Source organism: Lactiplantibacillus dongliensis, from assembly GCF_005405105.1.
GTDB classification, from domain to species: Bacteria; Bacillota; Bacilli; order Lactobacillales; family Lactobacillaceae; genus Lactiplantibacillus; species Lactiplantibacillus dongliensis.
Genome location: NZ_BJDK01000066.1, coordinates 1 through 2,715 on the forward strand (window position 1 = coordinate 1; position 2,715 = coordinate 2,715).

Annotated in this window: 3 protein-coding genes; 2 read left to right on the forward strand and 1 reads right to left on the reverse strand. The window is 41.5% G+C overall.

Features of this window, described 5'->3' with window-relative positions; translation table 11 throughout:
* Positions 1–85 precede the first annotated feature (85 nt).
* Together tnpB and tnpC are read left to right on the forward strand one after the other, a co-directional pair.
* Complete coding sequence (gene tnpB, locus FFM80_RS14375) at positions 86–463, forward strand: IS66 family insertion sequence element accessory protein TnpB (protein ID WP_137641420.1); 378 nt, start codon at positions 86–88, stop codon at positions 461–463.
* Between the two features lie 26 nt (positions 464–489).
* On the forward strand, positions 490–2,019 hold the full coding sequence (tnpC, locus tag FFM80_RS14380; RefSeq protein ID WP_179951415.1) for an IS66 family transposase: 1,530 nt from the start codon (positions 490–492) through the stop codon (positions 2,017–2,019).
* 146 nt (positions 2,020–2,165) lie between these two features.
* Here tnpC and FFM80_RS14385 read toward each other — a convergent pair whose 3' ends face one another.
* The gene (locus FFM80_RS14385) at positions 2,166–2,477 is read right to left on the reverse strand and encodes a hypothetical protein (RefSeq protein ID WP_137641421.1); all 312 of its coding nucleotides are present in this window, start codon (positions 2,475–2,477) and stop codon (positions 2,166–2,168) included.
* Positions 2,478–2,715 lie beyond the last annotated feature (238 nt).

A 2,715-nucleotide genomic window follows, 5' to 3' on the forward strand; every position in this document is an offset into this window, starting at 1 on the left:
TGTGTAGGACAAAATAAGTCGGTCATTATTTACAACAGAGCCAACAGCTACATTGTTGATGCGGTTTTAAAGGCGGTGTTCAACAATGCTCATTAATATGGATGCAGTTCATCAAACTTATATTGTTTGTGGAAAAACAGATTTACGCCGTGGCATTGATGGGTTGGCGGCCGTCGTACAGGAACAATTTGCCTTAGATCCATACAATCAGGCTTTATATCTGTTTTGTGGTACCCGCAAAGACCGATTCAAAGCGCTATATTGGGATGGAGATGGCTTTCTATTACTTTATAAACGGATTGAAGCCGGCCGACTACAGTGGCCGGTCAATCAAGACGAAGTCCGAAAGCTAACCTATCTCCAATTATCAAGACTATTGGGAGGATGGTCACTGGATTCGACTATTCATAAAATCAAACCGCCAAAAGTAAATAAAGCGCTTTCTGCCGGTGTCAGACTATGATAAACTCAATAACAAGAAAACATAGAATGAGTGGTTATATTATAACGTCAGAAGAAGAAATTGCCGACTTAAAAAAGAAGATTCAAGAACAGGCTGAGATTATTGACTACTTGACCAAGCGACTATTTGGTCAAAAGTCAGAGAAAATCAATACCGATCAAACCTCCTTGTTTGATGAGGACAATAGTGTTTTTAGCCAACCAGAGCAAACTGGCCAAGAAAACCAATCAAATCAAGTACAGCCAACGAAGAAAGCTAAGCGGACGCGGCAAGCAATCGTAAATTCAAACGTTCTCGTTCAAGAGACTGTCATTGAGCTGCCAACTAAGCTGTGTCCAAACGGACACGGCTTAGTTGCCGTCGGTAAAAAACTTGCACGTGAAGAACTCCACTTCCGGCCGGCCAAGCTCTACTTAGAAAGAATCTACACGACGACATATAAATGCCCCTCATGTGAATTAATGGATGGTTTAGCTCATCTAATTCAATCACAAGCTCCAAAAGCGTTAATACCACATAGTTTGGCATCAATTTCAGTCATAACTGAAATTTTACATAAAAAGTTTGAACTAGGCGTACCCTTATATCGACAGCTTCAAGATTGGAAGCGTCTCGGCGTGGATCTAAGCGAAACAACTATCGCTAATTGGGTGATCAAGATTAGCCAACTTATGGAGCCGTTGTACCAGCAGTTGCGTCAGCAACTGGTTCAACAACCATGTCTACAAGGTGATGAGACACCAATCGAGGTGTTACACGAACCTGGAAAAATCGCCAAAGCGGAATCCTATATGTGGGTAATGCGCAGTGTTACCCACCAGGCACAGCGAGGTGTCTTTTACGCTTATGGCACTAGTCGTGCGGGCAGCTTCGCTAAATCACTTTATACTGGTTTTACAGGAACACTTCAATGCGACGGTTATTCCGGCTATAACATCCTAGGTGATTCAGTCACCAGAGTCGGTTGTTGGGCTCATGTCAGACGGAAATTCTATGACGCCGCTAATTCCGGCAAGAGCTTTAAGATGAGCCCACCATTAGCATTACTCAATAAAATGTTTCACAATGAGCGCGAATGGCAACACTTATCACCGCGAGTAAGACGCCGACGTCGCCGCAGTCAACAACGAGAGCTATTAAAACGTTTTTGGCGTTGGATTGATGCGGTCGATGTTTTACCTAAGAGCCGATTAGGCAAGGCCGTTGTTTATGCTCGAAATCAACGAGCCTCGTTGAATCAAATCATTAATAATGGTTCCGTCGACTGGAGTAACAACGCGTCGGAGAGAAACATGAAGACCTTGGTCATCGGGCGTAAAAATTGGTTGTTCAGCACCAGCCAAGCTGGTGCCCGAGCCAATGCGATTTGGATGACTTTGATTGAGTCGGCCAAGGCCAACGGCATTGATCCGTCAGCTTATCTTGAATATTTATTGAAAAACATTCCGCAACTTCCAACATTTGCGAATTCGGCAGATCTAGAAGCTTATTTGCCATGGAACTTTAAACCAGGATCTAAAATAATCGGCGATAGCCAACAAAGCATAGTCGCTTAGATGCATGGACAAAACACCCCGAGCTCTCAAAAAACGAGAGTTCAGGGTATTTTTCACTATTCAATACGGTCAGTTATTGGGTGCTTACGTTCAATCCCCATTATCGCATGGTACTATTGTTTTGCTGAGTTATACATATTATTCTTCTAGTGTTTTTCTTTGTAGGCGTTGTAGCCTTCTATGAATTTAGATACCTCAGACGCTTTGTCATCAGAAAGCAAATTTATTAGTTTAATAAATTTGCTGGGGAACCTTTTAAAATGATGTTCATTTTCATAATCAAACTTAGCTTGATTAAAACCTGCTTGGTAATCATCAGTTGAGCCCGCTTGATTATTTCGCTTTTGACTATATGAGTTTTCCATTTTCCAAGTTTTGTATGCTTCCGACGCTGCCTGATAATTTCCCTTTTCGTAGTTATCTTTGACGTATTGATGCAATGAGCCTAATCCCTTCATCCTTTTCCCTCCGATACGTTTTAAATGTGTACAGCTTTAATATAATACAAGCAATTTGATTTTGAAACTATTGAATTTCACAATACCACGGCGTAAATCTGTTTTTCCACAAACAATGTAAGTTTGATGAACTGCATCCATATTAATGAGCATTGTTGAACACCGCCTTTAAAACCGCATCAACAATGTAACTGTTTGCTTTGTTGTAAATGATGACCGACTTATTTTGTCCCACACG